This window comes from Pandoraea capi, assembly GCF_902459735.1.
Classification (GTDB): domain Bacteria; phylum Pseudomonadota; class Gammaproteobacteria; order Burkholderiales; family Burkholderiaceae; genus Pandoraea; species Pandoraea capi.
In genome coordinates this window covers 65,289-89,774 of sequence record NZ_CABPRV010000007.1, presented here as the reverse complement: position 1 = coordinate 89,774, position 24,486 = coordinate 65,289, and the positions used below count along the sequence as shown (strand labels likewise).

19 protein-coding genes are annotated in these 24,486 nt (G+C 63.2%); 10 read left to right on the top strand and 9 right to left on the bottom strand.

Annotated features, from left to right (window positions below; translation table 11 throughout):
- Nucleotides 1-32 precede the first annotated feature (32 nt).
- From PCA20602_RS15315 to PCA20602_RS15290, 6 genes are all read right to left on the bottom strand, one after another.
- A complete protein-coding gene (locus PCA20602_RS15315; RefSeq protein ID WP_150721964.1) occupies nt 33-950 on the bottom strand; it encodes a hypothetical protein in 918 nt (305 codons plus the stop codon).
- A gap of 445 nt (nt 951-1,395) precedes the next feature.
- The gene (locus PCA20602_RS15310; protein WP_150721963.1) at nt 1,396-2,619 is read right to left on the bottom strand and encodes a hypothetical protein; all 1,224 of its coding nucleotides are present in this window, start codon (nt 2,617-2,619) and stop codon (nt 1,396-1,398) included.
- A gap of 70 nt (nt 2,620-2,689) precedes the next feature.
- Nucleotides 2,690-3,688: a CobW family GTP-binding protein gene (locus PCA20602_RS15305; protein ID WP_246182179.1), complete on the bottom strand. Its 999-nt coding sequence runs from the start codon at nt 3,686-3,688 to the stop codon at nt 2,690-2,692.
- Nucleotides 3,685-5,352 carry an amidohydrolase gene (locus PCA20602_RS15300; RefSeq protein WP_150721962.1) on the bottom strand — a complete coding sequence of 556 codons (1,668 nt, stop codon included), beginning with the start codon at nt 5,350-5,352 and terminating at the stop codon, nt 3,685-3,687. The genes PCA20602_RS15305 and PCA20602_RS15300 overlap by 4 nt, the downstream gene beginning before the upstream one ends.
- The gene (locus tag PCA20602_RS15295) at nt 5,349-6,773 is read right to left on the bottom strand and encodes a sodium:solute symporter family protein (RefSeq protein ID WP_150721961.1); all 1,425 of its coding nucleotides are present in this window, start codon (nt 6,771-6,773) and stop codon (nt 5,349-5,351) included. Before PCA20602_RS15295 ends, PCA20602_RS15300 begins: the two co-directional genes overlap by 4 nt.
- A gap of 125 nt (nt 6,774-6,898) precedes the next feature.
- Complete coding sequence (locus PCA20602_RS15290; RefSeq protein WP_150721960.1) at nt 6,899-7,099, bottom strand: DUF3311 domain-containing protein; 201 nt, start codon at nt 7,097-7,099, stop codon at nt 6,899-6,901.
- A 337-nt stretch (nt 7,100-7,436) separates the two neighbouring features.
- Between PCA20602_RS15290 and PCA20602_RS15285 the strand changes: the two genes are divergently transcribed.
- The 5 genes from PCA20602_RS15285 (at nt 7,437) to PCA20602_RS15265 (ending at nt 13,250) form a co-directional block, all read left to right on the top strand.
- The gene (locus tag PCA20602_RS15285) at nt 7,437-8,867 is read left to right on the top strand and encodes an NAD(P)/FAD-dependent oxidoreductase (protein ID WP_174981175.1); all 1,431 of its coding nucleotides are present in this window, start codon (nt 7,437-7,439) and stop codon (nt 8,865-8,867) included.
- Nucleotides 8,868-8,910: 43 nt separating this feature from the next.
- Nucleotides 8,911-9,300, top strand: coding sequence for a nuclear transport factor 2 family protein (locus PCA20602_RS15280; protein WP_150721959.1), 390 nt, complete (start codon nt 8,911-8,913; stop codon nt 9,298-9,300).
- 235 nt (nt 9,301-9,535) lie between these two features.
- Nucleotides 9,536-11,368 (top strand): sulfoacetaldehyde acetyltransferase, encoded by a 1,833-nt coding sequence (gene xsc / locus PCA20602_RS15275; RefSeq protein WP_371442383.1) that lies wholly within the window; start codon nt 9,536-9,538, stop codon nt 11,366-11,368.
- 77 nt (nt 11,369-11,445) lie between these two features.
- Entirely contained in the window at nt 11,446-12,486 is a 1,041-nt protein-coding gene (gene pta / locus PCA20602_RS15270; protein ID WP_150721958.1) for a phosphate acetyltransferase, read from the top strand.
- Nucleotides 12,483-13,250: a sulfite exporter TauE/SafE family protein gene (locus PCA20602_RS15265; protein ID WP_069340137.1), complete on the top strand. Its 768-nt coding sequence runs from the start codon at nt 12,483-12,485 to the stop codon at nt 13,248-13,250. Before pta ends, PCA20602_RS15265 begins: the two co-directional genes overlap by 4 nt.
- A gap of 28 nt (nt 13,251-13,278) precedes the next feature.
- On the opposite strand, the gene PCA20602_RS15260 is transcribed toward PCA20602_RS15265, so the two are convergent.
- Together PCA20602_RS15260 and PCA20602_RS15255 are read right to left on the bottom strand one after the other, a co-directional pair.
- Nucleotides 13,279-15,021, bottom strand: a complete 1,743-nt coding sequence (locus PCA20602_RS15260) for a cobaltochelatase CobT-related protein (protein ID WP_150721957.1) — start codon at nt 15,019-15,021, stop codon at nt 13,279-13,281.
- The gene (locus tag PCA20602_RS15255; RefSeq protein ID WP_170836154.1) at nt 15,018-16,004 is read right to left on the bottom strand and encodes an AAA family ATPase; all 987 of its coding nucleotides are present in this window, start codon (nt 16,002-16,004) and stop codon (nt 15,018-15,020) included. Before PCA20602_RS15255 ends, PCA20602_RS15260 begins: the two co-directional genes overlap by 4 nt.
- A 226-nt stretch (nt 16,005-16,230) precedes the next feature.
- Here PCA20602_RS15255 and PCA20602_RS15250 point away from each other — a divergent pair, with 226 nt between their 5' ends.
- Nucleotides 16,231-17,019: an IclR family transcriptional regulator gene (locus PCA20602_RS15250; protein ID WP_069340140.1), complete on the top strand. Its 789-nt coding sequence runs from the start codon at nt 16,231-16,233 to the stop codon at nt 17,017-17,019.
- A gap of 30 nt (nt 17,020-17,049) precedes the next feature.
- On the opposite strand, the gene PCA20602_RS15245 is transcribed toward PCA20602_RS15250, so the two are convergent.
- On the bottom strand, nt 17,050-18,000 hold the full coding sequence (locus tag PCA20602_RS15245; RefSeq protein ID WP_281354662.1) for an IclR family transcriptional regulator: 951 nt from the start codon (nt 17,998-18,000) through the stop codon (nt 17,050-17,052).
- 358 nt (nt 18,001-18,358) lie between these two features.
- On the opposite strand from PCA20602_RS15245, the gene PCA20602_RS15240 reads away from it, so the two are divergent.
- From PCA20602_RS15240 to PCA20602_RS15225, 4 genes are all read left to right on the top strand, one after another.
- Nucleotides 18,359-20,020 (top strand): GMC family oxidoreductase, encoded by a 1,662-nt coding sequence (locus PCA20602_RS15240; RefSeq protein ID WP_150721956.1) that lies wholly within the window; start codon nt 18,359-18,361, stop codon nt 20,018-20,020.
- Nucleotides 20,021-20,073: 53 nt separating this feature from the next.
- A complete protein-coding gene (locus PCA20602_RS15235; RefSeq protein WP_150721955.1) occupies nt 20,074-21,402 on the top strand; it encodes an MFS transporter in 1,329 nt (442 codons plus the stop codon).
- A gap of 254 nt (nt 21,403-21,656) precedes the next feature.
- Nucleotides 21,657-22,952 (top strand): MFS transporter, encoded by a 1,296-nt coding sequence (locus tag PCA20602_RS15230; RefSeq protein ID WP_150721954.1) that lies wholly within the window; start codon nt 21,657-21,659, stop codon nt 22,950-22,952.
- Between the two features lie 225 nt (nt 22,953-23,177).
- Nucleotides 23,178-24,428 carry a sensor domain-containing phosphodiesterase gene (locus tag PCA20602_RS15225; RefSeq protein WP_150721953.1) on the top strand — a complete coding sequence of 417 codons (1,251 nt, stop codon included), beginning with the start codon at nt 23,178-23,180 and terminating at the stop codon, nt 24,426-24,428.
- The last annotated feature ends 58 nt before the right edge of the window (nt 24,429-24,486 follow it).

Below are 24,486 nucleotides of genomic sequence, written 5' to 3'. Positions count from 1 at the left end.
GGCCATTCGTCTATGCGGTCACCGCCCTACTGTCATGTCGACAGGGCGTCGCCGCTCTCGAAACTCTCGTTTTGGAAGATGCCGGAAATTGCGTCCATTGAAGGTCTCGGCGTGGACGAATTGACGCGGTCGTCGACGGGCGAAAACATATCGCCTTCCAATTGCAGCTCCACGGGAACGAAGCCCCGCGCCATCCGCTCCCATACCGTTCCGGCATTCGATGATGATAAGGATTCGAACTGCATCGTTTCGTTGGGCGTGCGCGCCTCGACGGACTTGTGAAATCTCAGGTCGACCGAATTAGCCAGATCGTTGTTCTCAGCGTTCTGAAATGCTCTCACTGCGTGGTCGTGAAATTCCTTCGCGTCTGAAATCATGTTTGATGCCAGAAAGTAGCTCATCGCCTTGTCGAACTCGTGACCCGCGCTCGTAAACTCCCTTTTGGCCAGATCCCTGTCGCCAGAATGCAGCAAGAGCATCGCAATATCGTTGTGGGCCAAACCGCACTCGCCGGGATGGCCGGCTTTGGCGAACGCCCCTCGTCGCTGGTACAGAATGCGCTTGAGTAGCACGTCATCTCTGGGCGAGCCCCCTGCCAACTTGTTCGCAAAGGTCCGCAATGCGACACCCAGCGCAATCAAGTCTTCTCTCTCGTTGCTGAAGCTGCCCGCTGCCTTACCGTCCACGCAGCGATCAATGGCACTTAGCCACGCATGCAAGATGTGATTGTCGAAACACGCCACATCGGTCTGCGTCATCTTTTGCGCAAACTGAACCAGCAGCGACACCTCGCGCATGTCGCGTCCGAGCAGAAGCGCTCTCGCTTCCGCCATCGTCAGTGCACCCTGTCCATCGCCGAAACACTCGCTGCCCATCGGGATGTTGAGCTCGATATCGGGAAACTCGAGAATGATTTGATAACGGTCCCCGAGTCGGGCGTTATCCAGCATGGTTTGTCGTATGTCCAACGGAAGCTCATTGAGCAGAATCAGGGCGTCCCGCCCCGCGAATTCCAGTTTTCCGTCTCTCTCCAAGTAGTCCCTACCCGGGCCAGACGACCCGATATGACAAAGGCCTGCACACGACAGTAACCGTGCCTTGATTCCGCAGCACAAGGCGTTCTTTGTAGCGTCTAACGGGCCGAGGTAAACGAAGTTCCTCAGGAACTCGCTGAACACTCCATCGGACGGACATCGTCCCGCCGAAATGTGGGCATTGAGCTCGCCCAATGTGCGGCATCGCGCGTCGCTAAGATTGGAATTCGGATAGTTCAGGAGCGGGAAGTTGACATTTCCCTGCGTCACTGTGTTTGGCATGAGCGTCGCCTCGTTGAGAACCCGATGTGAGCAGTCTGCGCCCCTCCCCGGACGCTCAACTATCACGAATCGCCGTGCCCTATTGCGCCTTCTTCCCATCCGGCGCGATGTCGGCCACATGCGTTTCAGGCACGGCAGCTCTGCTCTCCCATTCGGCAATCGTGCCCGGCAACCCGATCTCACGCGCAGAAGGCAACACCGTGGCAGCAAAGACTTGCGCCTCGGCCCCTTTGTCGATGTGCAGATAGCATTTGTGGAATCGATCGGCGAGATCCATCACGAATCGATGCTCCCCGGTTTGCAGCAGGCGCTCGAATCCACGCCACGCCATGTCAACGCTGCTCAAAGCCGAAGCGGTGTCGTTGCCCCGAATGAAAAGCTCGGCCGACCGAAGATAGGCCGAGGATGCCTGAAACTCAAGCACCCGCCTTTCGTCGGGAGGCAGCCTCGTGATGCTCTCACGGCGGTACGTCTCGTAGAAGCCCGCCAAATCCACGAATTCCCGTGCCGACTCGCTCCACAGTTCGGCTCGACACAGCGCATGGCCACTACCGCGCAGAACCTGCACTCGCTGATTCGCGTCCATATCGCACTTCCCTGCGCGTTGGAACAGGGTTGCCACGCACTGATAGTCCACGTTTTTCGCTTTACGGCTGAACGCGGTCTCGGTCACGACGGCGTCGAGCAGATGCCACCACACCTGCAAGTACGGGGCCGAATCATGGGAAGCCGGATCGAGGCTCGCGGCACGCGCCAACAGCGTCTGCCTTTTCTCATCCTTCGCAAGCAGCAGCGCCAGACATTCGTCTGTCGTGAGTTCCGCCTGCTTGCCCGTGAAGCAAGCCTCGGTCAAAGGAAAACGTATTTGACTTCCCGGAATCGTCAGGATGATTTTCCCTTGCGCGTCGACCTCGGCGGTCGTGAGCATTTTCCGCCGGGTCTCCGGCGCGATCCGTCTCAACAGGTGTTTCGACGGATCCAACGTTGAATGGGAAAGTCGGCGATCCCGAGGCGCCAGAAATTGACGCCCCTCTGGGTAAGACGCGATGTGCCCCAGCGCTGCCGCGCGCAGCGCCTGCATTTTGGCATCGCCGTTCCTGAACACGTCGATGGCGATGTCTATCGGCCCCATATAACTGAAGTCGTGGATGAAGCGCTCGTAGACGTCGCCCGGCACCGGCGCTCCGGATGTCATGTCCGCGTCGAACCGTTCCCGCGCATTCAGGCGCCGCTCGCTCAACTTGGCGTCGGGATAGCCGGCGATCGGGAAGTTACAGCCGCTGACTGAGGTGATAGGAGGCATGATCGTCGACACCTGGAATGGAATCATTCCAGACTAGAACGCCCTGTCGCCCGATCCTTTCTGAATTCGTCTACGCCTCGCTGGGCGATGGCTCGGTCAGCGTGGCCTGCAATGCGTCGTCAAGGCGCGCAACGTCGTCGTCCGACAGCACGCCGATGAAGACCATCGACGATTCGTGCAATGTCAGGTTGGGCCGCTTTGAGATCGCCACCCGTGTACCGACCACATGAACCTCGCTCGCACCGCCCGAAGCCAGGTTCACGAATCCCTTCGCCCGCAGGAGTTTTCCCGGGTACATCGTCAATGCCGCTTTCAGACGATGACGATCCGACACGCCATTGACTCGCCACACAAAGCTTCGTAAGCCTGCGGGCAACGCATGTCCGGAGATGCGCATCGGTCGTCCGCCCAGCCACCCCGGCAGTGCCAGCGCCTCATCCGGAAACAGAATGGCGGGTGGCACGACGCCGTTGTTCGCCGTTACAACCACCTGCGTTGCACCGAGTTCGGCTAGCCGTTCGCGTAGCGATTGCAGCGTGTCGGGCGCGACGAGATCCGTCTTCGTCATCACCAGCGTGCTTGCCGCCATGAGCTGCTTCTGCGCGATGTCGCCGACATAACGATCAGCCAGCGTCTGCCCGATACCTTGTGCATCGACCGCCACTACGATGCCATGCAAGCGGAACGCCTTGTCGAGCAGCCCCACCTGCGCGATGCGCATCGGATCGGACACGCCGCTGGCTTCGATCACTAACAGGTCAGGACGCACCTCGCGCTCGCCGATGGCGATCAGCGTCTCGACGAGGCGGCCGCCGATGGTGCAGCACACGCATCCGTTCTCGAGACCGATCACGTCGTCGCCTCGCTCTCGAATGAGCGAGGCGTCGACGTTGATCGATCCGAAGTCGTTCACCAGCACCGTGATTCGCAAGCCATCCGCGTTACGAAGCAACGCATTGACGATGGTCGTCTTGCCCGCCCCGAGATAGCCGCCCAGCACGATCATCGGCACCGGTGCGCGACCTGGCTTGTCGGCGGACATCGAGCTGGACATTGACGTGGTCGTCATGCCGGTGCGCGGAAAATCTCGCCACCCAGCACCGTGCCCCACACGGGCATCTGACGAAGTGCGTCGACGGGGACCTCATGCGGATCGTCCTCCAGCACGGCGAAGTCGGCATACTTGCCCACTTCGATGCTGCCGATCAGATGATCCATCCCCAACGAGAAAGCGGCACCGAGCGTGATCGCGCGCAAGGCGTCGTCGACCGGCAGGCACAACGACTCGCCCAGCACGCGCCCCGACGATGTCTCCCGCTTCACCGCGCACCACGCAGTGAACAGCGGATTGAGCTGCGTGATGGGCGCATCCGAATGCAGCGCGAACGGCAAACCGATCTGACGCGCGATCTCGGCGGCATCCATCCGGTTGGCACGATCCGGGCCCATCGTCTGCTCGTAATGCGCGTCGCCCCAGTAGTAGACGTGATTCGCGAAGAAATTCACGCACATGCCGAGCCGCTGCGCGCGTGTGAGCTGTGCGACGTCGGCCATCTGACAATGCTGCAACGTGTGGCGGTGATCCGTGCGCGGGTGCTTCTCCAGCAGCGCCTCGATCGCGTCGAGCACGACATCGGTGGCTTCGTCGCCATTGGTATGGATGTGAAGTTGCAGACCCGCGGCATGGAACGGCAGAAACGTCTCGACCAGTTGCGACGGCGCAATCAGCCAGAGCCCGTTGGGCTTGCCGTTGTGATATCCCGGCCAGCGCAATCGTGCGGTGAATCCTTGAATCGAGCCGTCGACGATGAACTTGATGGGACCGTAGTGCAACTTGTCGGTATTGCCCTCGCGCGCGCTCAACACGCGCTGCGGGCCACCTTCCGGACACCGCTGCGGCGCGAACGCCGGGACGATGCGAATCGGATAGCTGGGATCGGCCGTCGCGTCATGCAGGTTCGCGTTGCCCGACGGCGTCAGGTCGTTGACGAGGTCGGTCGCCGTCGTCACGCCGGCGAGCTGCGCGACACGTCCGAAGTTCCAGATTGCGCGCGGACTCTCGCTCGCGGCAATCGACAGTCCCTCGCCGATCACGCGATACACCGGAAACATGGCCGCGAACTCCTGCAATTCGCCGGTGGGCTCGCCATCGGCACCCATCACGATACCTTCGACGTCCGTGTCGCCATCGATACCGGCGAGGTCCAGCATCGGCGTATTGACGTTCATCAGATGCACGCTCGCATGCAAGATCGCGACGGGGCGTGTCATCGAGACGGCATCGATATCACGCGCGACGAGCGGGGCGTCCTTGAAGAAGATCGGATCGTAGCCCCATGCAAGCAGAGGCTTGTGCGCGTCGGTCATCCGCTGCTCGGCCTCGTGCAGGCGTGCGAGCACGTCCGACGGCGTCTTCAACCCTTCCCACAGATGCCCGTCGGGGCCACGCCGGTCGTAGTAGCCGACATAGACAGCGTCCCACATCGCGCCTTCCATCAGGTGGCAATGGCCTTCCACGAGGCCCGGCATCAGCACCTTGTCGCGCAGCGTCTCGATGGGCGTCGCGTCGGTCCAGCGGCGCACGTCTTCGATACCGCCGACGGCGAGGATCCGGCCATCGCACACGGCAACGTGCGTCGCGACCGGCTGCGCGGGATTCATGGTCAGGATCTTGCGGGCGACGTACACGCGAATGTCGTCGCCACGCCGGGCGGTGTTGTCTCTGTCTGTCATTGTGACTTCTTGTAGGAGGAAAGCGCGCCGACGCCGGAGTCCATCGCGCGGGCAGGACGGCTGCCAAGGAGCAGGTTGAACACGGCGATCACCACGACGTTGACCACCAGGCAGATCAACCCGAGGTTGATGCCGCCGAGGTCCGGATTCTTGTAGTAAAGCACGAGCGCCAGCCCTTGTCCGGCAAGTACGCCGGCAGCGATGGCCGTCGCACGCACGCGCAGACGGAACACCACGGCGATCACCCCCGGCAGGAACTGCGTCACGCCGTAATACGCCATGTTGATCAGCGTGAGCATGAGATTTGGGGTGAGCAGCGTCAAGACGATGGAGCCCAGCAGGTACAGCACGATCACGACCTTCGAGCTAGCCTTCTGCCGATGCTCCGGCATGCCCGACAGGATGTTGCGCGTGACGATGGGGCCCAGCGCGAGGCAGATACCGGCGAGCACGAGCAGGCCCGAGAGTGCGGCGCCGGCCGCCACGAGGCCGACAAGCCACGACGGCAGCAACTGCGTTACCGCTGCGAAGAACGCTTCGTTCGGCGAGGCCAGTTGAATGTTCTGACTGATCGCGTAGTACGACGCGAGCACGAGGAACGGATACATCAGCATGTAGAGCGGCATGGCGATCTGCGTGCGACGAATCGTGGCCGCGCTCTTCGCGGTGAAGAAGTTCTGCACGCCGAACGGCATCACGTACATGCCGAGCGACTGGAACACGATGGTCGTCATCGCGAACGTGAGTTGCTGCGTGGTCATCGCGTTGCTCACGTGTTCGCTCGCCGCCTGAAATACGGGCGTCACGCCGGACTCCCACGCCACCGCGACGCCGGTAATGACGATGGCCGCCACCATCAGCACGTCTTTGAGCACAGCAATGTAGGCAGACGCACGCACCCCGGCAATCGCAATGTAGACGAACGCCAGCATCGCGGAAAAGCAGATCAGCCAGAGCGGCTGGAAATTCCACCCCAGCCCCTTGAGCGCCGCCACGAGTCCGGTGAACTGCAACTGGCCCCACGGCAGCAGGAACACGATGGCCGTCACCGCAACAACGAGTTCGAGGAAGCGGCTCTCGAAGTGTCCCTTGAACAGATCGGGCAACGTGATGGCGTTGTAGCGCTTGCCGGCATCCCAGATTTTCGGGCCGAGGAAATACCCGACCGGGTAGGCCAGCAGGATGTAGCCGAGGAACCAGACACCGTAGGTCGGTCCTTTCGCGTAGATACCGCCGGGAAAGCCGACCATCGTGCCGATGCTGTAGATCTCTCCGGCAGCCAGGAAGAACACCAGCCACGCGCCGAACTGACGCGACGCCACGAAGAAATCGTGCACGCTCTGCGGGCCGCGTCCGCCACGCGCTCGCAGCGCAAGATAGACCGACAACAGGATGAAGCCGGCAAAGATGAGGGTTGCCATCGACACAGTCTCCGGAAATGCGGAACGTGGCGGCGTCAGTCGCGGCAGCGACCGGCGTGCGCCATCGAAGGCGTAACGCGAGCGCGCGTCACGCCGTGAGAATCATCGGGAATGGAAAAGAGACATCACGCCGATGCTTCGGCGGTGTGCTTATCGAAGAGCGCCCAGCACAGCCACAGGCACACGGACGTCAGCACGAACCACAGGAAGATCCAGCCGTAGACGAAGGGCACGCCCAGCACATAGCGCTCGACGGACGCCGCCCACGGCAGCAGTCCCACCACGCCGAGATACGGCAACCCAAGGCCAATCAACAATCTGAGCATGTCCAATCTCCGTTGCGCATGACAGACTCACGCACCGGATGGCGACGCGAACCTTTCGACCGGGTCAGTATCCCCAGCCAAAATTCGCGCCGTTTAGAGCCACATGCCAGAAAAGTGTGGTGCCAGAAGGCGAACGCGCAGCGAATCGCAGGGGCAGGACCAGTGCGACGCGTTTGGCGCAAAACGACGAACATCCATAGTGCCAGCCGACGTCAGCGCAAAGGGCATATTCCCCGCAGCCGTGCCGCTTTGCGCTGGCACCATCACAAGTTGCCGGTGGTACTAATCCCGCGAAATTGTTCTTGGCAGTATTGGCTCATTTCCTCAGGAGCCTGACGTGGGTACGATTGAATCCTTCGCGCTGGATCGTCACGCCGCAGCGCCGTACGATCCGCTTTACGATCCGCTAGTCTCGTCCGGTCCCGGTCTGGGCATGGACTACGCGCCGACTTACTGGGTCGCGACCGCCGGTGAGCCGCCGGAAGACGATGGCCCGCTGGCGGGCGACGCCGATGTCGACGTCGTCATCGTCGGTGCGGGCTTCACCGGCCTGTCCACCGCCCTCTTCCTCGCGCGCGAACACGGCATTCGCGCCACTGTGCTCGAAGCCAACCAGACCTGCTGGGGCTGCACCAGCCGCAACGGCGGTCAGGGTCAGAACGCAAGCGGGCGTCTCTATCGCTCCCAATGGATCGACCGCTGGGGCAAGGAGACCGCACTGCGTCTGGACGCCGAAATTCGCGAAGGCTTCAACACGTTCAAGTCGCTCATCGCCGAAGTGCCGGAGTGCGATCCGCAGCCCGGCGGCCATCTCTACATCGCGCACCGCGACCGCAAGATGGACTTCCTGCGCAACGAGGCGAAGGTCATGCACGACGTGTTCGGCTACGACACTCGCATTCTCTCGCGCGAAGAAGTCAGCGAGGAATACGTCAACGATCAGGAGAATTGCGGCGCGCTGCACGAACCCGACGGTATCGGTGTGCACCCGCTCAAACTCGCCTTCGGCTATCTGCGCATGGCGCGCGCGCTCGGCGCCCGGGTGCATCCGTCGACACCGGTACTGGGTGTCGAGACGATCAATGGCGTGCACCACGTGCGCACGCCGCGCGGAGTGGTGCGCGCCAAAGCGGTCGCGTTCGCCACGGGCGGCTACACACGTAACGACGTGACGAAGGCACTGCGCTCGAAGATCATGCCGATCCTCTCGAACTCGCTCGTCACGCGTGTGCTCACGCCCGAAGAGATCGCCGCGACCAACTTCCGCACGCACGAAGTCATTACCGACACCCGCACGCTGCGCTACTACTACCGTCTGCTGCCCGACAACCGCTTGCAGATCGGCAGCCGCAGTTCGATCACCGGCGCCGATGCGCAGAATCCGAAACATATGGCGGTGCTGGTCGAAGGCCTGCATCGCAAGTTTCCTGCGCTGGGGGGCATTCGCATCGACTACTCGTGGTGGGGCTGGGTCGATGTGAGTCACGACATGATGCCGCGCGTCACGCAACCCGATCCGCGTCAGAGCCTCTTTTACGCCGTAGGGTATGGCGGCAACGGCGTGTCGTTCTCGGCCCATGCCGGACGTCGCCTCGCGCAACGCATCGCCGGCCAGCGCGACCCGTCGTGGAATCTGCCGATCTACGACTCCGCGCTGCAATACCCGAATGTGTTCGGCACGGTGCAATGGCAGGGCTTCGCGCCATTCCGCCGCATCGGCCAACGCTTTCTCTATCAGCGATACCACGCGCAAGACGAAGCGCGTTGATCTCGCCTCCTCCTCCGATTTCTCCGATTTTCTGGAATTTGCAATGACGACTCAGAACGACTCCGCCGCGATCCGGTTGCTCACGACCTTCAACGACGCCTGGAACCGCCACGACATCGACGCCCTCATGGAATGCATGACGGATACCTGCGTGTTCCATGCCGTAGCAGGCCCCGACATGCTTGGGCGCACCTTCGAAGGACGCGAAGCCGTGCGCGCCGCGTTCCAGTCCGCATGGGAAAACTTTCCCGACGCGTCCTGGACGGAAGGCAGCCATTTCGTCACCGGCGACCGGGGTGTCTCGGAATCGACGTTTCGCGGCACGAAAGCGGACGGCACACGCGTCGAAGCGCGCATGGTCGATGTCTTCACCCTGCGCGACGGCAAGATCGAAGTGAAGAACGCGTTCCGCAAGGACCGCCCGGCGTTCTGATCACGCCCCGTGGAATGTCCGGATTTCCCGCCCCGCCTGCCGGGGCATTTTTTCTGGACATCACGCCGCACGGCGCGCGACGGCGTATCCGATAACCATAATTTGTATTTTTCAATACAAAACGTACCAAATAATAAAAATACCAATTGACCACGGCGATTTAATCCCCTAGATTTCGATACAAGCAACGAAATCGGAATTATTTGTTCCGTTTATTTTTCACTGGAGACACCCCATGAATGCCAAAGACCCGGCTACGGCCACCCAGCAAATGACGGCGTCCGATGCCGGTCCGCAAACGATGACGCCCTCGGAAGCGTTCGTTGAAACGATGGTCGCCAACGGCGTGAGCGAGATGTTCGGCATCATGGGCTCGGCCTTCATGGACGCGATGGACATCTTCGCGCCGGCCGGCATCCGTCTGATCCCGGTGGTGCACGAACAGGGCGCGGGCCACATGGCCGACGGTTACGCCCGCGTGTCGGGCCGTCACGGTGTCGTGATCGGTCAGAACGGCCCGGGCATCAGCAACTGCGTGACGGCCATCGCCGCCGCTTACTGGGCCCACAGCCCGGTCGTGATCGTGACGCCGGAAGCCGGCACGATGGGTATCGGTCTGGGCGGCTTCCAGGAAGCCAAGCAACTCCCGATGTTCCAGGAATTCACGAAGTACCAGGGGCACGTGACGCATCCGGCGCGTATGGCCGAATTCACCGGCCGCTGCTTCGATCGCGCGATGGCCGAAATGGGTCCGACGCAACTCAACATTCCGCGTGATTACTTCTACGGCCAGATCAAGGCCGAGATTCCGCGTCCGCAACGTCTGGACCGTGGCGCCGGCGGTGAAGAGCGTCTGAACGAAGCCGCCGAACTGCTCGCTCAGGCCAAGTTCCCGGTCATCATCTCGGGCGGCGGCGTGGTCATGGCCGATGCCGTCGAAGAGTGCAAGGCACTTGCCGAGCGCCTTGGCGCACCGGTCGTCAACAGCTACCTGCACAACGACTCGTTCCCGGCCAACCATCCGCTGTGGTGCGGCCCGCTCGGCTATCAGGGCTCGAAGGCCGCGATGAAGCTGCTGGCACAGGCCGACGTGGTCGTAGCACTCGGCTCGCGCCTCGGACCGTTCGGCACGCTGCCGCAACACGGTCTCGACTACTGGCCGAAAAACGCCAAGATCATCCAGATCGACGCCGATCACAAGATGCTCGGCCTCGTGAAGAAGATCTCGGTCGGTATCTGTGGCGACGCGAAGGCCGCCGCCGTGGCGCTGTCGCAGCGTCTGGCCGAGCGCACGCTCGCGTGCGACGCCACGCGTGCTGCCCGCGCCGATCAGATCGCCACCGAAAAGGCGGCGTGGGAGAAGGAACTCGACGAGTGGACCCACGAGCGCGATCCGTACAGCCTCGACATGATCGAAGAGCAGAAGCGCGAGAAGACGTTCAACGGCGGCGAGTATCTGCATCCGCGTCAGGTCCTGCGCGAGCTGGAAAAGGCGATGCCGGAAGACGTCATGGTCTCGACCGATATCGGCAACATCAACTCCGTCGCCAACAGCTACCTGCGTTTCAACAAGCCGCGCAGCTTCTTCGCCGCCATGAGCTGGGGCAACTGCGGTTACGCGTTCCCGACGATCATCGGCGCGAAGGTTGCCGCACCGCACCGTCCGGCCGTCTCGTATGCGGGCGACGGCGCGTGGGGCATGAGCCTGATGGAAACGCTTACGTGCGTGCGCCACAACATTCCGGTCACGGCCGTGGTCTTCCACAACCGTCAGTGGGGCGCCGAGAAGAAGAACCAGGTGGACTTCTACAACCGTCGCTTCGTCGCCGGTGAACTGGATAGCCCGAGCTTTGCCAACATCGCCCGTGCCATGGGCGCCGAAGGCATCGTGGTCGATCGTCTGGAAGACGTCGGCCCGGCGCTCAAGAAGGCCATCGATCTGCAGATGAATCACGGCAAGACGACCATCATCGAAATCATGTGCACCCGCGAACTCGGCGATCCGTTCCGCCGCGACGCACTCTCCAAGCCGGTGCGCATGCTCGACAAGTACAAGGACTACGTCTGACGCGATAGGCTTTTTTCGTGTGATTGCGCTCCCGGCTCTGTGGGTGCCGGGGGCGCTTTTTTTATTTTGCAGACATCATGAAAGCCATCAACCGCATCATCGATACCGCGCGTCGTGCCCCCATGCGCATCGTGTTGTGCGAGTCGGACGACGAGCGCGTCCTGAGCGCCGCAGCACGCGCCACGCGTGAGGGCATCGCGCGCATCGTGCTCGTCGGCGACATCGGCAAGACACAGCGCGCGGCCGACGCCGCACGCATCGATCTCACCGGCATGGAGCTGATCGATCCCGCCACGTCCGACATGACCGAGGCGTTCTCGCACATCTGGTACGGCATTCGCTCGAAGAAAGGCATGACCCGCGATCAGGCTACTGAGGAAATGCGCACGCCGCTGGGCTTCGCGAACATGATGGTGCGCCTCGGTCATGCCGACGGCTCTGTCGCCGGCGCCGTCAACACCACGGCCGACGTGGTGCGCATGGCAATCCAGATCATCGGCGTGCAACCGTCGTTCAAACTCGTGTCGAGCTTCTTCCTGATGATGCTCTGCGAGCCGTTCCATACGATGAAGGGCGGGCTGATCTTCTCGGACTGCGCCCTCGTCGTCGACCCCGACGCCGGGCAACTCGCCCAGATCGCGCTGGCCGCCGCCGACAGCGCCGCCGCGCTGCTCATGGAGCCGCCGCGTGTAGCCATGCTGTCGTTCTCGACCAGCGGCAGCGCCAGGCACGCTGCGGTCGACAAGGTCGTGGAAGCGACGCGTCTGGTGAAGGAAGCGCGCCCGCAACTGGCCATCGACGGCGACGTGCAGCTCGACGCCGCCATCGTGGCCGAGATCGCGCAGCGCAAGGTCGTGCATTCGCAGATCGAAGGCCACGCCAACACGCTGATCTTCCCGAGTCTCGACGCCGGCAACATCGGCTACAAACTGGCTGAACGGATTGGCGGCGCGAAGGCCATCGGGCCGCTGTTGCAAGGGTTGAATCGTCCCGCGAACGACTTGTCGCGCGGATGCAGTGCCGACGACATCTATTACGTCATCGGCGTGACCTGCGTGCAGGCGCAGGCCGCGCGCGCCACGCTGACCGGAACGTCGCCGCTCGCCCTCCGGGTATGACGTGGCAGACGATTCAGGCGTCGCTGCCGCTGATGTTGCTGCTGGGCTTTGCGACGTACTTCCAGACCGTGACGGGCTTCGGGCTCGGCATGATCGTGCTGGGCGGCGCGAGCGGCTTCGGGCTCGCGCCGGTGGCCAGCGTGGCGATCCTGGTGAGTCTGGTCACGCTCGTCAACAGCGCCCTTGCCCTGCCCGGCACGCTGCATCTCATCGACTGGCGCGCAGTCCGGGCTGCAACGCTGGGCATCGTTCCGTCGGTGATCGTCGGCGTGCTGCTGTTCGATTACCTGAACGGCACGGCGTCGAACGTGCTGCATCTGCTGCTCGGTGCCGTGGTGCTATACGGCGGCATCGGCTCCGCGCTGCGGCCTGCGCCGAAGACCGAACGCTCCGGCGATACGGGCTTTTTCTTCAGCGGCATCTTCGGCGGCTTGCTCAGCGGGATGTTCGGGATCTCCGGGCCGCCGCTGATCTTCTACTTCTATCGTCAGCCGCTCACGCTGGTGCAGATCCGTTGCGCCTTGATTCTCCTCTTCGCGGTCACGGCATCGATTCGTACGACCTATAGCGCGTTTGCCGGGCAACTGCCCGCATCGATGTGGTGGCAGGCCGCCATCGCGCTGCCCGTGGTGACCTTCGCCACGCTCTTCGCCCGACGCCATCCGCCGCCCCTCTCGGGCGTGACGACACGACGTCTCGCGTTCCTTACGCTGATCCTGCTGGGGGCGCATCTGATGGTCGATGCCGTGCTGGAGATGGTGTGATGCGACGGCGTTAGCGCTGGCCTCAGTGTCAGCCGCCGCTGCGACGTCCACCGCTGCCGATCCAGTCGACGAGTCTCGCCAGCATTGTCATGTCGGGCAGCGACGTGAGGTCCAGCGCGAGCGAGTGACGATAGTACGGGCTCAGATCGAGGCCGACACCGAGCCCCATCACTTCGACGTCGCCGCGCAATTGCTGCTGCGCCACCACGTCGCGCAGGTGATGGTCGAGATAGTGTTCATCGTTGACCTGGTGGGTGGCGGCGTCCATCGGGCTGCCGTCGGAGATCACAATCAGCAGACGGCGGTTCGCGCTGCGCGTGCGCAAACGCTCGCACGCCCACTCGACGGCTTCGCCATCGACACCCTCTCGAAACAGATCCGCCTTGAACAGCGACGCGATGTCGGTGCGCGCGCGTCGCCAACTGGTGACGGCATCCTTGAAGATGAGATGCGAGACCTCGTTCAGGCGGCCGGGGAAACGCGGCTTGCCGCGGGCGAGCCAGTCCGTGCGCGCACGTCCGCCGTTCCAGGCGCCGGTCGTGAATCCGAGGATCTCGTTGGTGACGCCAGCGGCATCCAGCGCGCGCGACAGCACGTCGACGATCATGGCGACGGCATCGATCTGCGCCTTCATCGACCCGGAGCAATCGATGAGAAAGCTCACCATCGACTCGGCAATCAGCGTGTGCTTTTCCAGCCGGAACAGCCGTCGCTCGGCCGGAGAGCTGACGAGTTGTGCGAGACGACGTCCGTCGATACGCCCCTGCTCTTCACCGAACGACCAGCCGTCGCGCTGCGGCACGGCCAGCGCCGCCTGCAACGCCCGTGCGAGCCTCGGCACGTTGATGGCCTGCGCGACGATGCGCTCGTCCAGACGTTCACGGAATTCGGTCAGCAAGGCGCGTCGCACGAGCGTACCCGCGTAAAGCTCTCGGTCGTATCGCTGGGTGAACACGCGGTAGCCCTGCTCGGACGCCTTGAGCACGCGGCTGTCGCCCGAATGCGCAAGCGTGATGCCGTCGTCTTCCTGTTCGTCGAAGTCCAGAAACAGGGAGAACGCGTTGCGCACGCCCTTCTCGTCTTCGTCGTCCTTCTGATCGTTTTCCTCCGACTCACCGCCGGCCGCGCGAATCAGGCCAGCGATGTCGGCGGCCAATGCCAGCGCGTAGACCGCGAACGCAGCCTGATCGGTGCGCGTGCGCCGCATGCCCGCGAGCGCGCTGCCAATGCGTGGCGCGATCGCCATGCGAGTGGCTTCGATCAGCCCCTCGGTGTCTTCCACGACGGGATAGCCGGTCAGCCGCGACCAGCTCATTTGCGCGACGGTGTACAGCAGCAGCCCCACATGACTGTCGGCCACGCCCGTGGCATGCATTGCACGCGACCATGCTTCGAAGCGTTCTCGCAGGTTCGCGGCGACGCCCGGCATGCCCGGCGGAATGAACGTCTCGCAACGCAGTTGCTCCAGCAACTCGAAGAGCAGACGCTCCAGCGGCGCGTCCGGCAGGAGACGACGATGCAGGGCGGCGTCGCTGTGACGCAGTCGTAGCGCCGCGCCATCGGCGGCCCCACGCAGGGTATGCAGAGGATCGGCAGGCGGTGGCAGCGTTTGCAAATGCGGCGCATGCAACGGCAGCGGCCGCATGTTCCGGCACAGGCGGGCACCGCTGTAATGCAGCGCGGCATCGCCCGTCAGCGCGCGAACGGTGGCGGCGCACAGCGCCTCGCCCGCTGCGGCGCGCCGTGCTGCCTCGCGCTCCGAGATCGTCATGACGCATCGGCCAGCAGCGAGCGGCCGCCGTCGTTCGTCGGCAACTCATGGCCGAACGCGCGCTGGTAATACTCCGCCACCACGGCACGTTCCGCCTCGTCGCACTTGTTCAGGAACGTGAGACGGAAGGCCAGCCCGGCATCGCGGAAGATGCCGACGTTCTCCGCCCAGTTGATGACCGTGCGCGGCGACATGAGCGTGGACAGATCGCCGGTCGCAAAGCCCTTGCGCGTGAGTTCGGCCACGCTGACCATCGAATCGATCAGCGTGCGCCCCGCGTCGTTATCCAGCGCAGGCACGCGCGCGAGCACGATGCCCGCTTCGTCTTCGCGTGACAGGTAATTGAGCGTCGCCACCACGTTCCAGCGGTCGATCTGCGCGTGGTTGAGCACTTGCGTGCCGTGATACAGACCGTTGAGATTGCCCAGACCGACGGTGTTCGTCGTCGCGAACATCCGAAACGCCGGATGCGGATGAATCACGCGATTCTGATCGAGCAGCGTGAACTTGCCGTCGCGCTCCAGAATGCGCTGGATCACGAACATGACGTCGGGGCGGCCTGCATCGTATTCGTCGAAGATCAGCGCCACCGGACGTTGCAACGCCCACGGCACGATGCCTTCCTGGAATTCGGTGATCTGGTGGCCGTCGCGCACGACGATGGCGTCTTTACCGACGAGATCGAGACGGCTGATGTGGCCGTCGAGATTCACGCGCACGCAAGGCCAGTTCAGCCGCGCGGCGACCTGTTCGATGTGCGTCGATTTACCCGTGCCGTGCATGCCCTGCACCATCACCCGGCGGTTGTTCATGAAGCCGGCCAGAATCGCGAGCGTCACATCGGGGTTGAAGCGATACGCCGTGTCGATCTCGGGCACGTGATCGTCGCGCTCACTGAATGCCGGCACCTGAAGATCAGTGTCGATGCCGAATACGGTGCGCGCATCGACGCTGCGATCCGGCTGCTGGGTTGCGATGTCCATCACGGTGTCTCCCATCCATTTCCATAGCGCTGTCGGCGCATCATGGTCGCATCATAGCGTTAACCATTTTTAGAAACAATTTGTTCCGAATAATTAAAACACGGATTGACGATGCCCGACGGCTCGTCTAGATTCGGGAGAACTGAAACGCATCGGAACCTTGCCAATGCCGGTCGATAACCTGTTTGGGTACAATACCGCTGATCCATTTTCCGGAACGGCGCATATGAACGACGTAGCGATTCAGCACGACTCCCCCTCCGACAACAAGGCGGATACGCCGACCCTGCGGGCGTTCGCGCTGCTCGAATATCTCGTCGCTGCCGACGCGCCCGTCTCGCTCGCGGACATGGCGCACGACATTCAGATGCCGAAGGCATCGCTGCACCGCATGCTCGGCTCGCTCGAAGCCGGCGGACTGGTGATTCGCGAACCGGGCCAGAAGAATGCTTATGTGATCGGCCCGCGTCTGGCGCAACTGAGCCTCGGCGTAATGATGCAGGCCGGTGCGCGACGCATGCGCCATGCGATTCTCGGGCGTCTCGTGGCCGATCTCGGCGAGACCTGCAACCTCACGATGCTGCATGAGACCGAGGTGCTCTATCTCGATCGCATGGAGGCCCCGTGGCCGCTGCGTCTCGATCTGAAACCGGGCTCGCACGTGCCCGCGCACAGCAGCGCCAGCGGCAAGCTGCTGCTGGCGATGATGCCTCGCGAGCAGCGCGCCGCCCTGTTGCGTGCAATGAAGTTGCAACGCTTCACGCCGAACACGCTGACCGATCCCGAATTGCTGGAAAGCGAACTCGACCGCATTGCGCACAAAGGCATTGCTGTCGATAACGAGGAGTTCGTGCTGGGTATCGCATGCGTGGCGGCGCCCGTGCTCAAGGAGGACGGGGCCTGCATCGCGGCAGTGGCCGTGCATGCGCCGGTGTCGCGTACGTCGCTGTCCAGGGCGATGGAATTCGTGCCGCGTCTTCAGGAAGCCGCCAAGGAACTGGCGAAGACCTTCTGAAATACTGATCGCCTGGACGGCGCAGGCACGTCAGAGCGCCTTCGCCCGATCGGCGCCGTCTTCGGCTTTCTCCGCTTCCGCTTTTTTCGCCAACGCCTCTGCCTTGCTTGCCCGCTGCCAGTCGAGCAGCGGCGCGAGCGCCGTCGCCGTCTCGCGCAACGTCGGCACCAATCCCATCAATTGCTCCAGCGTCACGCGCGCCGTCGGCCCATGCACGGCGAGCACCGCGCGCACGTGACCGTCTTCCGGCGCACGCACCGGCACGCCAACGGCGACCATGCCGCGCACGAACTCCTCGTTGTCGATGCCGATCCCGCGCGCGGCGAGCCGGTCCAGTTCGGCTTCGAGCAGGCTGACGTCCGTAATCGTTCTCGGTGTCATCCGCTTGAGCGACAGTCGCGAGAGCACGGCACGACGCTCCGCTACCGGCATCTGCGACAGAAACAATTTACCGCTCGCCGTACAGTGCAACGGCACGCGCATGCCCGGGTGCATCTGCATGCGCAGCGGTTCGTTCGTTTCTACCCGTTCGATGTAGAGAACTTCGTCGCCGTCGAGCGCGGTGAGGTTGACGGTCTCGCCCACACGATCCACCAGCGCACGCAATAACGACCTCGCCGCGCGCGTGAAGTTGTTGTTCGCGAGCGTGACGAGCGCGAGACGCGCGGCACGCGGCCCTAGCGACAAGCCGCGCTCCGAGCCGCGCGAATCGGGAACATGCGAGACGTAGCCGCACACTTCCAGCGCTTCGATCAGCCGCATGAGCGTGGCCTTGGGAATCGACAGACGCGAGGCCAGTTGCGACAGCGTGTAGGGCTGCCCGGCCATCGCCAGACGCTCGATGACGGCGAGCGCGCGAAGATTGCGCGCCTCGTCGCTCGCGCGCAGATCGGCATCGTCCAGCGTGCCGGTGTCGCGCGTCGCTTCCTGCCTTGCTTCCTGCCTCGTTTCCTGCCTCGCTTCTTGCTGCGTTTCCCGCATCAAACGCCTCCTGAGCGCGTCCGCCCGAAATGCATTTCGATCAATAAAAGAAACAAAATATACCAATTTTTGATCGACGATCAGCCCCGGGATTACCCGTGAGCGACGCGGCATTCACGTTCGGCCACGTCGCACGCGCATCGTTCGTCATCGTGGCAGCGACTAAGTAAAACCCCGCAGGTGCGCCGCAGCAATCGCCGCGTTCTGAGACAGCAAGCGCGAAATCCGTTTCAGTTTCCTGTCTCTCGCTTTTTTTCGCTTGGCATTTGTCCTTCGCTCGCCGACATTGGATCGAAACAAACCGAAACGAATCGTTTCATCCGATGGGGATGCAAACGTCAAGCAGGAGACAGGCGGTATGGAACATGAGGTCGACTATCTGATCGTCGGTGCGGGCTCGGCAGGTTGCGTGCTCGCCAATCGTCTGAGCGCAGATCCCGCGAACCGGGTGCTGTTGCTCGAAGCCGGCGGGCCCGATAGCAATCCCTGGATTCACATCCCGGTCGGCTATTTCAAGACCATGCACGACCCCGAGCTGGACTGGTGCTATCGCACCGAAGCCGATGCCAACGTGGCAGACCGTCAGATCGACTGGCCGCGCGGCAAGGTGCTCGGCGGATCGAGTTCGCTCAACGGTCTGCTGTATGTGCGCGGCCAACGCGAGGATTACGACCATTGGGCCGAACTGGGCAATCGCGGCTGGCGCTATGCCGACGTGCTGCCCTACTTCCGCAAGTCCGAAGATCAGGAGCACGGTGCGAGTGAGTATCACGGCGCAGGCGGCCCGCTGAAGGTGTCGGATCTGCGACTGCGCCGTCCCATCGCCGAGCACTTCATCGCCGCCGCGAAGGATACGGGCATTCCGTTCAACGAGGACTACAACGGCGCGACGCAGGAAGGCGTCGGCTACTTCCAGCAGACGGCATTCCGAGGCTTTCGCTGGAGCACGGCGAAGGGCTTTCTCAAGCCGGCGCGCCATCGTCGCAATCTGATCGTCGAGACGCGTGCCCAGACATGTCGTGTGCTGTTCGAAGGCAAACGCGCCGTCGGCGTCGAATATCTGCAAGACGGCCAGCGCAAGAAGGCGCGCGCACGTGTCGAAGTCATTCTCGCGGCGGGTGCCATCGGCTCGCCGCAGTTGCTGCAAAACTCGGGCGTCGGCCCGACGACCGTACTCGCAAAAGCGGGCGTCGCGTTGCGTCATGCGTTGCCCGGCGTCGGCCAGAACCTGCAAGACCATCTGCAAGTGCGGCTCGTCTTCAAGACTCGCGAGCGCACCCTGAACGACGAGGTGAACAACCCGCTGCGCAAGGCGCTCATCGGCCTGCAATACGCACTGTTCCGCACCGGCCCGCTCACGCTCGCCGCCAGTCAGGTGACGATCTTCACGCGCTCGCGCCCGGAACTCACGCGCCCCGATATCCAGTTCCATATGCAGCCGCTGTCCGCCGACAAACCCGGCAAGGGCGCCCATCGTTTCTCGGCCTTCACGTCGTCCGTCTGCCAGTTGCGGCCGTATAGTCGCGGCAGCGTGGAAATTCGCGGCAACGATCCGCTGCAATACCCCTCGATTCATGCCAACTACCTGTCGGACGAACGCGATCATCGCGTGGTGATCGACGGCATCAAGGTCGCGCGCCGCATTGCGTGCGCCCCGTCGCTCGCGCCCCACATCATCAGCGAGTTCGTGCCCGGCGCGCAGTACCAGAGCGACGACGAACTGCTTCAGGCCGCGCGTCAGTTCAGCCAGTCGATCTATCACCCCGCAGGCACCTGCAAGATGGGTGACGACAGCATGGCGGTGGTCGACGACCGGCTGCGCGTGCACGGGCTCGCGGCGCTGCGCGTCGTGGACGCCTCGATCATGCCCGAACTGGTCTCGGGCAACACGAATGCACCGACCATCATGATTGCCGAGAAGGCGGCCGACATGATTCTCGAAGACAGGAAGCAAGCGTCGGGCATGCAGGAAATCCGCGGCAGCAAGGAGGCGCCTGCGGAGATCGCTCTGGCGGTTTAGTCAGTGTCACCCGACACATGCACCCCCAACCATTACAAGATTCGGAGACAACCATGAATGCATCGACCCAGACCGACGCCCGGCAGATGCGCCGGGTCGTCGTCGCCAGTCTCATCGGCGCCACCATCGAGTGGTACGACTTCTTTCTCTACGGCGTCGTCGCCGGCATCGTGTTCAACAAGCTGTACTTCCCCGGCGGCGACCCGCTCGTCTCGACGATGCTCGCCTACGGCACGTTCGCGGTCGGCTTCCTGAGCCGTCCCCTCGGCGGTGTGATCTTCGGGCACTTCGGCGACAAGCTCGGGCGCAAGAGCATGCTCGTGATGACGCTCACCATCATGGGCATCGCGACCATGCTCATCGGCCTGGTGCCGACGTATGCGCAGATCGGGCTGTGGGCGCCTGTGCTGCTGCTCCTGCTGCGTGTGCTGCAAGGCATTGGGTTGGGTGGCGAATGGGGCGGCGCGGTACTCATGGCGTTCGAATATGCGCCGAAGGAGAAGCGCGGCTACTACGCCAGCATTCCGCAAGTCGGGCTGGCGGTGGGTCTGTGCCTGGCGTCCGGCGTGGTCGCGGTGCTGTCATACACGCTGACCAACGCGCAGTTCCTCGCATGGGGCTGGCGTGTGGCGTTCTTCCTGTCGGTCGGACTCGTCGCCATCGGCATGTACATTCGTCTGAACGTGATGGAAACGCCGGAGTTCTCGAAGATCAAGAAAGCGGGCGCAGAGATCAAGATTCCGATTGCCGAAGTGCTCACCAAGAGCCCGGGCAATGTGCTGGCCGGCATGGGCGCACGCTTCATCGACGGGGTGTTCTTCAACATCTTCGGCGTGTTCTCGATTGCTTACCTCACGCAGACGCTCAAGCTCTCGCAGACCGAAGCGCTCACCGGCGTGATGGCCGCCGCGTTCGTGATGATCTTCACGATTCCGTTCTTCGGCAAGCTGTCCGACAAGATCGGCCGCACCCGCATCTACTTCTGGGGCTCGCTCGCCACCGGTCTGTCGTCGTTCGCGGGCTTCTGGCTGATGAAGGCGAGCGGCGGCAGCGTGATGCTCGTGTGGCTGTCCATCGTGATTCCGCTGGGCGTGATCTACGCGTCGGTCTACGGTCCTGAAGCGGCACTCTTCTCCGAACTGTTCGACGCCAAGGTGCGCTACACCGGCATCTCGTTCGTCTATCAGTTCTCCGGCATCTTCGCGAGCGGCCTGAGCCCGATCATCGCCACGTACCTGTTGCAGAAAAACGGCGGCGAGCCGTGGATGATCTGTATCTACGTGCTGATCGCCGGTCTCATCAGCGCACTGTCGGCCGCGTGGATCGGCAGTCGCAAGCGTCGCGAACAGGTCTGGCACGGGGCCGGAGTGACCGAGCATTGAGCGTGGCCTGACGCGAACGCCATTTGACTGCGGCCTTCGGGGGAAGGCCGGTGTCTGGCGAGAGCGGCAATCGCAAGGGCGTGTCCGACAATCGGACACGCCCTTTGCTTTTGCGGTTACGGGATAAGGGAATAAGGGGATCGCAAAATCTCGCGTCGGCATAACCATCGTCAGTACGGCGGAAAGTCATCTCGTGCGATGATGAAGGCACGTGCAAGCCTTTGCCCCCCATTCTCTGGCCCACTCTATTCCGAATGCAGCGAGATCCGTCGCTAGATACCGCTATTGCCGAAGACGAGCCCGATCGTCCCGGCCCGTTGTCCGAAGCCGGGTTGCTCGGCGCGCCCTCGACGCCGCCCGGCCCCGCGCCGGCAGATGCCGTGCCCCTGCCCATCAGCGTCTACCCGGCGCTCATGGGCATTCTGCTGGGCTACGGCGTGCTCGTCGTGGGCAACGGGCTGTTCGTCACGGCGGTGCCCTTTCATGCCCTCAAGTTCGGTGCGTCGACGTTCACCATCGGCGTGATTCAGTCGTGCTACTACGCGGGCTTCCTGCTCGGCGCGTTCTACAACCGGTCGCTGATCGAGCATATCGGCCAGCATCGCGCGTTCGTGGCGTTCACCGCGCTCGCCGCGCTGTTCGTGATGGGCTTCGCCGTGAGCGAATCCATGCTCCTGCTGTGCCTGCTGCGCGTAGGCACCGGTCTGGCGCTCATGGGCATGTACACCACCGTGGAGAGCTGGCTCAACGGCTCCGTGCCGAACACCATGCGCGGACGCGTTTTCGGCTCGTATCTCACCATCAACTATCTGGCGGTCAGCGCGGGGCAATTCCTGCTCAACATCGGCGAGGCCGGCAGTGAAGGCCAGTTGCTGCTCGTCGCGGGGTTGTTCGTCGCCGCCATTCTGCCGATCACGCTCATGCAGGGCTGGCCCACGCGCGTGGCCGACGAGCGTCTCGTCAAACAACCGGCGATGAGTCTGTTCGACAGCATCACGGAAATGGCGCGCGCCACGCCCATCGCCATTCCGGGCTGCATTCTCGCGGGCTTTCTGTACAGCGCGTTCTACGCGATGATGCCCGTCTACCTAACGCGCATCGGCTTTTCCATCGGCAGTCTGTCGACGCTGATGGGCGTGGCGCTGTTCGGTGCGCTGCTCATGCAATGGCCGGTCGGCCGTTTGTCGGACCGGATGGACCGTCGCACGGTGTCGCGGCGTCTGGCGCTCGCGTCGGCGGTGTTCTGCGCGCCGTTGATCTTCATTCAGGCGCACTGGCTCGTCTTCGTGCTGATGTTCCTGTTCTCGGCCGTGAACTTCACGCAGTACGGGCTGATCGTCTCGCACGTGAACGACCGCACCGAGCCGGAACGGCGCATCGGCGTTAGCGCGACCCTGCTCATCCTTTTCTCGGTCGGCGGCCTGCTCGGGCCGATGATCGCCTCCGTGGTCGTGACGGTGCTGGGCCCGGGCGGCCTGCACGTCTTCAACGTGGTGTGCGCGCTGGCGCTCGCGCGCGTGGCGCTACGGGCACAGCGGCTCGCGCCCTGACGGCAAGCTACGCAGACAGCGCAGCCGGTTTGCCGCAGGTGCGCATATCGTCGCACCTCGCGTTCTCGCCCCACTTTGGTGCGAGAACCGCATTCTCTGGTGCGTCGCGTCACAAGACAGGCGGAAATCGGCGGAAAAATCGGGGACAATAGCGCGCGCCTTTGAGCACGCTTCTTGCTCTCCTATTCTGTACATATCCTTGCCGCCCCCGCGCTTGTCACGACCATGACCATGACCGACCTCGACGCCCCAGGACTTTTGCCGCCCCGACTGACGGCAGCCGACGACGGCCGGCGCATCGTCATCTATGGCGATTTCACGATCTCCAGCGTCTTCCAGCCGGTGTTCTCGGTCTCGCACCGGCGCGCGATCGGTTATCACGCGTCGCTGCGCGCGCACGACGCACAGGGGCGTCACGTGCCGTCGCACGAGGTCTTCACGATGGCCGCGCGCCACGGCGACATGCTGGAACTGGGGCGACTCGCCGAGTCGCTGCATCTGGGCAACTTCCACGAGTTCGACAGCCGCGACGCGTGGCTCTTTCTGAATCTGCACCCCGCCGCGCTCATGGACACGGTCTATGGCGACGCGCTCATCGCCACACTGAAAGCGTCGGGCCTGTCGCCGCAGCGTGTGGTGCTCGAAGTGCCCGAGCAGGCCGGTGGCGACACGCCGCGCTTCGGGGCCATCGTCGGCAGTCTGCGCAAGGCAGGCTTCCTGATCGCGCTGGGCAGTTTCGGCGCCAAGCATTCGAACATCGATCGCGTGTGGGATCTGCGCCCGGACATCGTGGTGCTCGATCGCGGCATTCTTGCGCAGGCGACGGAGCAGTCGCATCTGGCGCGCGTGTTGCCGGGGCTGGTGTCGTTGCTGCACGAGTCGGGGCAACTGGTGATGATGGGCGGCCTCACGACGGATCGCGAAGCGTTGATCGCGCTGGAGTGCAACGTCGACTTCGTGCAGGGGCAGTACTTCGCCGCACCGGATTTCGATCCTGTCCCGCCGAAAGTGGCCGCCGAGCGCATGGACGCGCTGTCGTCTGCGCTTCGCACCCAACTCGTCGAGCGTGAGCGTGCCGAGCACGCGCGACTGGCCCCGTACGTCGCCGGCATCGAGTCGGCGGCGGCACGCCTCGCACAAGGGCAGGACATTCGTCAGGCGACGCACGATCTGCTGGCGCTGCCCGACGCTGCCCGATGCTTCCTGCTCGACGCCGCCGGTCGTCAGATCGGCGACAACGTGCTGCCGCACAGCCACTCGTCGCAGCGCGCCAAGCGTTTCCGTCCGCTGCTGCATTCGGAAGGGGCGAACTGGGCGCGGCGCCCGTACTTCATCGAAGCCATGCGCGAGCCCGGTGAAGTGCACTTCACGCCGCCGTATCTCTCGATCAACGAAGCGCACCTGTGCGTGACGGCATCTATCGCGTCACCCGCCAAGCAAGGGCTGCATGTGCTTTGTGTGGACATCAACTGGTGATGACGAACGGCCAGGGGACGCATGAGCCCTTGGTCTTATCGAGACACGCACGCTCTTC

Bases quoted from the DNA above. Each gene is read 5' to 3' on its own strand.
- PCA20602_RS15315 (WP_150721964.1), bottom strand. From the start codon at position 950: ATGCTGGATAACGCCCGACTCGGGGACCGTTATCAAATCATTCTCGAG.
- PCA20602_RS15310 (WP_150721963.1), bottom strand. From the start codon at position 2,619: ATGCCTCCTATCACCTCAGTCAGCGGCTGTAACTTCCCGATCGCCGGC.
- PCA20602_RS15305 (WP_246182179.1), bottom strand. From the start codon at position 3,688: ATGACGACCACGTCAATGTCCAGCTCGATGTCCGCCGACAAGCCAGGT.
- PCA20602_RS15300 (WP_150721962.1), bottom strand. From the start codon at position 5,352: ATGACAGACAGAGACAACACCGCCCGGCGTGGCGACGACATTCGCGTG.
- PCA20602_RS15295 (WP_150721961.1), bottom strand. From the start codon at position 6,773: ATGGCAACCCTCATCTTTGCCGGCTTCATCCTGTTGTCGGTCTATCTT.
- PCA20602_RS15290 (WP_150721960.1), bottom strand. From the start codon at position 7,099: ATGCTCAGATTGTTGATTGGCCTTGGGTTGCCGTATCTCGGCGTGGTG.
- PCA20602_RS15280 (WP_150721959.1), top strand. From the start codon at position 8,911: ATGACGACTCAGAACGACTCCGCCGCGATCCGGTTGCTCACGACCTTC.
- xsc (WP_371442383.1), top strand. From the start codon at position 9,536: ATGAATGCCAAAGACCCGGCTACGGCCACCCAGCAAATGACGGCGTCC.
- pta (WP_150721958.1), top strand. From the start codon at position 11,446: ATGAAAGCCATCAACCGCATCATCGATACCGCGCGTCGTGCCCCCATG.
- PCA20602_RS15265 (WP_069340137.1), top strand. From the start codon at position 12,483: ATGACGTGGCAGACGATTCAGGCGTCGCTGCCGCTGATGTTGCTGCTG.
- PCA20602_RS15260 (WP_150721957.1), bottom strand. From the start codon at position 15,021: ATGACGATCTCGGAGCGCGAGGCAGCACGGCGCGCCGCAGCGGGCGAG.
- PCA20602_RS15255 (WP_170836154.1), bottom strand. From the start codon at position 16,004: ATGGACATCGCAACCCAGCAGCCGGATCGCAGCGTCGATGCGCGCACC.
- PCA20602_RS15250 (WP_069340140.1), top strand. From the start codon at position 16,231: ATGAACGACGTAGCGATTCAGCACGACTCCCCCTCCGACAACAAGGCG.
- PCA20602_RS15245 (WP_281354662.1), bottom strand. From the start codon at position 18,000: ATGCGGGAAACGCAGCAAGAAGCGAGGCAGGAAACGAGGCAGGAAGCA.
- PCA20602_RS15240 (WP_150721956.1), top strand. From the start codon at position 18,359: ATGGAACATGAGGTCGACTATCTGATCGTCGGTGCGGGCTCGGCAGGT.
- PCA20602_RS15235 (WP_150721955.1), top strand. From the start codon at position 20,074: ATGAATGCATCGACCCAGACCGACGCCCGGCAGATGCGCCGGGTCGTC.
- PCA20602_RS15230 (WP_150721954.1), top strand. From the start codon at position 21,657: ATGCAGCGAGATCCGTCGCTAGATACCGCTATTGCCGAAGACGAGCCC.
- PCA20602_RS15225 (WP_150721953.1), top strand. From the start codon at position 23,178: ATGACCATGACCGACCTCGACGCCCCAGGACTTTTGCCGCCCCGACTG.